Here is a 3,958-nt window from a genome sequence, read left to right on the forward strand (position 1 = left end):
ACCTACTTCTTTGACAATAACCGGCACATCCAGACTCTCCTTAATCGCTTGAATCCGCTCGAGATAGCCGCGAAAATCCCGATCCCCCTCAGGCATCAACAGCTCTTGCATGACATTCAGATGGATTTGCAGTCCGTTCGCTTCTATCATCTCCACTGCTGCTTTTGCCTGCTCCACTGTCGCCTCTGCCCCGACATTTGCAAACAAGATCCCCTGTGGATGTTCCCTTCTAACAATCCGATAGCTATCCGTAACATCTGGATCACGCAGAGCGGCCATTTGTGACCCAACAGCCATAGCCAGTTTTCGTTCCCTCGCAATGATTGCCAGTTTTTGATTGATCTGCGTAGTCCCACCAGCACCCCCTGTCATCGCATTAATCATAATCGGTGAGGAGAGTCGCAAGGATGCGATCTCGGTGTCCAGTGAGGTTTCTGCAAAGGCTGCATTCGGCAAGCTGTTCGGAACAAAGCTAACATCATCAAAACTATTCGCAGCATTTTCCCCGGTGATAAGAGCATTTCGAATATGGTCCAGTTTTCTAATCGAACGACGATCCATTGTACCCCTCCTAGACTTTCGCTCCCAGAAAAAAGGGATACGCCAGAGCGTATCCCCCATGAATCTTCCTTTTTATCTTACTTGAACTTGTCTTTCAGATCACCGAACAGCTCGCCCAATGTCACGCCCATTGGTTGGTTGTTTTCTTGCGTGAATTGTTGCTGTTCACGCTTGCTCGCGCGTTCTGCCTGCTCCACACGGTCTTCTTCTACTGCACGGATACTGAGGCTAATGCGCTGTTCTTGTGGAACAACTTCCAAAACCTTCACCTGTACTTCTTGGCCCTCTTTCAACACTTCACTCGGTGTATTCACCCGGCGGTTTGCAATCTGGGAGATGTGTACGAGGCCTTCGATTCCAGGAGCCAGCTCAATAAATGCACCGAAGGAAACCAAACGTTTTACCGTTCCATTCAGAATAGAGCCTGCTTTGAAATCTTCTGCAACGTTCGCCCATGGACCTGCTTGCGTTTCCTTGATGCTAAGGCCAATGCGCTCGTTTTCACGGTCAATTTTGAGGACCTTCACTTGTACCTTGTCGCCTTCCTTCACGACATCGGATGGCTTATCTACGCGATTCCAAGCAAGCTCAGATACGTGAACCAATCCATCAACACCACCGATATCCACGAATACGCCGAAATCGGTCATGCGTTGAACCGTTCCTTCCAATACTTGACCCACTTGAATTTTATCCATAATGGATTGCTTTTGCACTTTTGCTTCGTCTTCCAAAACCGCTTTGTGGGACAGGATGACTTTATTCTTTTCCTTATCCATTTCTACGACTTTCAAAGCCAATGTTTTGCCTTTGTAGTCGGAGAAATCTTCCACGAAATGACGTTCTACCATGGAAGCTGGAATGAAGCCGCGAACACCTACATCAACAACAAGGCCGCCCTTCACTACTTCTTTCACGGTCGCTTCGATGATTTCACCAGCTTGCATTTTTTGCTCAAGTTCAGACCAAGAGGATTCCATCGCTACGGCCTTCTTGGAAACAACGAGCTCTTCTTTCTCATCGTTTAGCTTGATGACTTTTACTTCAAAAGTATCACCAACCGCTACTACATCAGATACCTTTTCAACATGCAGTGGAGACAATTCGCTGATAGGAATCAGACCATCGTACTTGTAGCCTAAATCTACAAGCGCTTGTTTGTCCTCAACTTTTGTTACGGTTGCTTTTACGACATCTCCTACGGAAATGGTTGTTGCATCCGTCAAGCTTACGTTCGTTTCTTCCATCATTCAAAAGACCTCCTTAATACCATCCAGTCCCAAACATCTATGTACAGGTTGTTTGTGTACAACCTCACTACACGAAGCGGGAGCATGTATATTTTTAACTGTCGCCTGATGGCTGGCAGTTTGTACTGATGAAGCCAGTAAGTTCCAGCAGATTTAGTATTCGTCCCTTTAGCAATTCTATACCGTTTGCTAAGAGAGATGCTGGTTCCGTAATTGCTTGATGTGCTCCATAATCAGATCGCTCGTTTCCTTTAACGTATCAGCGCTTGATTTGGCCTCGCGCAATTGAGTCAGATCGATCGGTTTACCGTAAACGATCTTAATGGAACGAAACGGTCGATATGGCCCGATAATGGCTACCGGAATGACCGCAGCTTCTGATTTGAGAGCGAACATCGCCACACCCGGCATCGCTTCCCCTGGTTCCCCTGTTTTGCTGCGGGTTCCCTCAGGAAAGATTCCAAAGATTTTTCCATCTTCCAGCAATTTGAGAGTCGTGCGAATGGCCGCACGATCTCCTGCACCCCGTTTGACCGGAAATGCACCGAATTTTGTAATGAGAAAGGATAAGACCGGAATTTTGAACAGCTCTTCTTTGGCCATGAAATGTACCTGACGCTCGATGCCACTCCCGAGTAGAGGTGGGTCCCACAAAGAAATGTGGTTGGCACAAAGGATCACTGGGCCTTCCTTAGGTATATGTTCACGCCCGATCACTTGCCAACGGTAGACAAGCGAAAAAATGATGCGAAAAAAACCTCTGAATAAACGATAGTACCTCAATGGGTTGACTCTCCCGTTCGCTCGCAGATTTGCAAGATGCGTTCGACCACCTGATCAATGGTCATTCCTGTTGTGTCTACCAAAACGGCATCTTCCGCCTGGCGCAACGGTGCGACTTCTCTCTGCATGTCCCGTCGATCTCGCTCTTCGATTTCTTTTTCCAGGTCAGCCAAGTCTGCCTGGGTACCTTTTGCGAGTAGTTCCTTCCAGCGGCGTTCTGCACGCTCTTGGATGGAGGCCGTCAGAAATATCTTCACATCAGCATCAGGCAAAACATGAGTACCGATATCTCTGCCGTCCATGACGACATTGCCTTGAGTCGCCAATCGTCGCTGTAGCACAAGCATTTGTTCACGTACGGAACCATAGCTCGCTACAATAGAGGCGTACTGGCTCACTTCTGTGGAACGTATCCAGCTCGTGACATCGATTTCATTCCAGTATACATGTTGCTGTCCGTTTTCCCGAACCAGTTGAATCTTGTTTTTTTGCAAAAGTTCGGAAACTGCAGACTCATCGCTGATAGAGAGCTGATGATGGTGGACTGCCCAAGCGAGGGCACGATACATGGCACCCGTGTCAATGTACACGTATTCCAGTTGTCCCGCTACTTTTTGGGCGACAGTACTTTTGCCTGCTCCCGCTGGTCCATCAATGGCAATGTTCATTACTTCTCACCTGCTATGTACATTAGTTCGGATGGGAATAAAACAAGAAAAGCTTCTGTCGAAGCCCTTTCCCATTCTTTGTGTGATGAAAAACGTTATTGCGTTTTTCGAATTTGGCTACAAAAAACGATCCATGACCGTTTTCTATGTTATCTATAATAGTACCATAGTATGGAAGCATGCGCAAACCTTTAGGGCTCTCTGGACACGCCTTCCAAGCGCTCTGTTTCGATTAATACCAGTCTTGCGGGTACGTACTGAATGAGGACTTCGCCTATGGTCAGTACAATCGCACATACGACAATTCCAATCATGATGACTTTTTCTACCCGTTTGGAAAAGCTGCGAAAACGATCGTTGTACTGACTGGTCAATAGGGTCACTTCCTCTGATGAAGCGTCAATCCACAACGCCTTTTTTGCGAAGCTCTAGCTGTCTCTCGTAACACGCTCTAACCACTTTTGCCCGATCTTGCTCGCTGATTTGGGTGAACTTACCCGAAATCCACTGGTGCAAACCTTTTTCTTCCGCTGGTTTTTGTCTGACAATTTCCATCACAACAAAAGCATGTTGAACCTGTCCACTTTTGCTTGGAAGGGAAATCCAGACGTGCAAGTTGTCTTTTTCCTTCAAGTGATAGGTTTCCTCACAACTAAAAGACAGCCCACCACCACTGATATCTAATGTTCGTGCTAG

General features: G+C 47.0%; 6 protein-coding genes. All 6 read right to left on the reverse strand.

Annotation, left to right across the window (positions count from 1 at the left end; genetic code table 11):
- A partial coding sequence (locus C7R94_RS28255; protein ID WP_106785879.1) for a beta/alpha barrel domain-containing protein occupies positions 1-561 on the reverse strand: 561 nt, incomplete at its 3' end.
- Positions 562-638: 77 nt separating this feature from the next.
- Positions 639-1,811: a 30S ribosomal protein S1 gene (gene rpsA, locus C7R94_RS28260; protein WP_106785880.1), complete on the reverse strand. Its 1,173-nt coding sequence runs from the start codon at positions 1,809-1,811 to the stop codon at positions 639-641.
- A 189-nt stretch (positions 1,812-2,000) separates the two neighbouring features.
- Positions 2,001-2,594, reverse strand: coding sequence for a lysophospholipid acyltransferase family protein (locus tag C7R94_RS28265; protein WP_106785881.1), 594 nt, complete (start codon positions 2,592-2,594; stop codon positions 2,001-2,003).
- The gene (cmk, locus tag C7R94_RS28270; protein ID WP_106785882.1) at positions 2,591-3,262 is read right to left on the reverse strand and encodes a (d)CMP kinase; all 672 of its coding nucleotides are present in this window, start codon (positions 3,260-3,262) and stop codon (positions 2,591-2,593) included. The genes C7R94_RS28265 and cmk overlap by 4 nt, the downstream gene beginning before the upstream one ends.
- Positions 3,263-3,453: 191 nt before the next feature.
- The gene (locus C7R94_RS28275) at positions 3,454-3,636 is read right to left on the reverse strand and encodes a hypothetical protein (RefSeq protein ID WP_088907207.1); all 183 of its coding nucleotides are present in this window, start codon (positions 3,634-3,636) and stop codon (positions 3,454-3,456) included.
- Positions 3,637-3,661: 25 nt separating this feature from the next.
- Positions 3,662-3,958: flagellar brake protein (locus C7R94_RS28280; RefSeq protein ID WP_146142835.1), on the reverse strand; the 297-nt coding region annotated here is incomplete at its 5' end.

The organism is Brevibacillus sp. NRRL NRS-603 (assembly GCF_003013445.1).
GTDB lineage: Bacteria > Bacillota > Bacilli > Brevibacillales > Brevibacillaceae > Brevibacillus > Brevibacillus formosus.

Excerpts from the sequence above, each read along its gene's own strand:
- cmk (WP_106785882.1), bottom strand. The coding sequence starts at position 3,262 with ATGAACATTGCCATTGATGGACCAGCGGGAGCAGGCAAAAGTACTGTC.
- rpsA (WP_106785880.1), bottom strand. The coding sequence starts at position 1,811 with ATGATGGAAGAAACGAACGTAAGCTTGACGGATGCAACAACCATTTCC.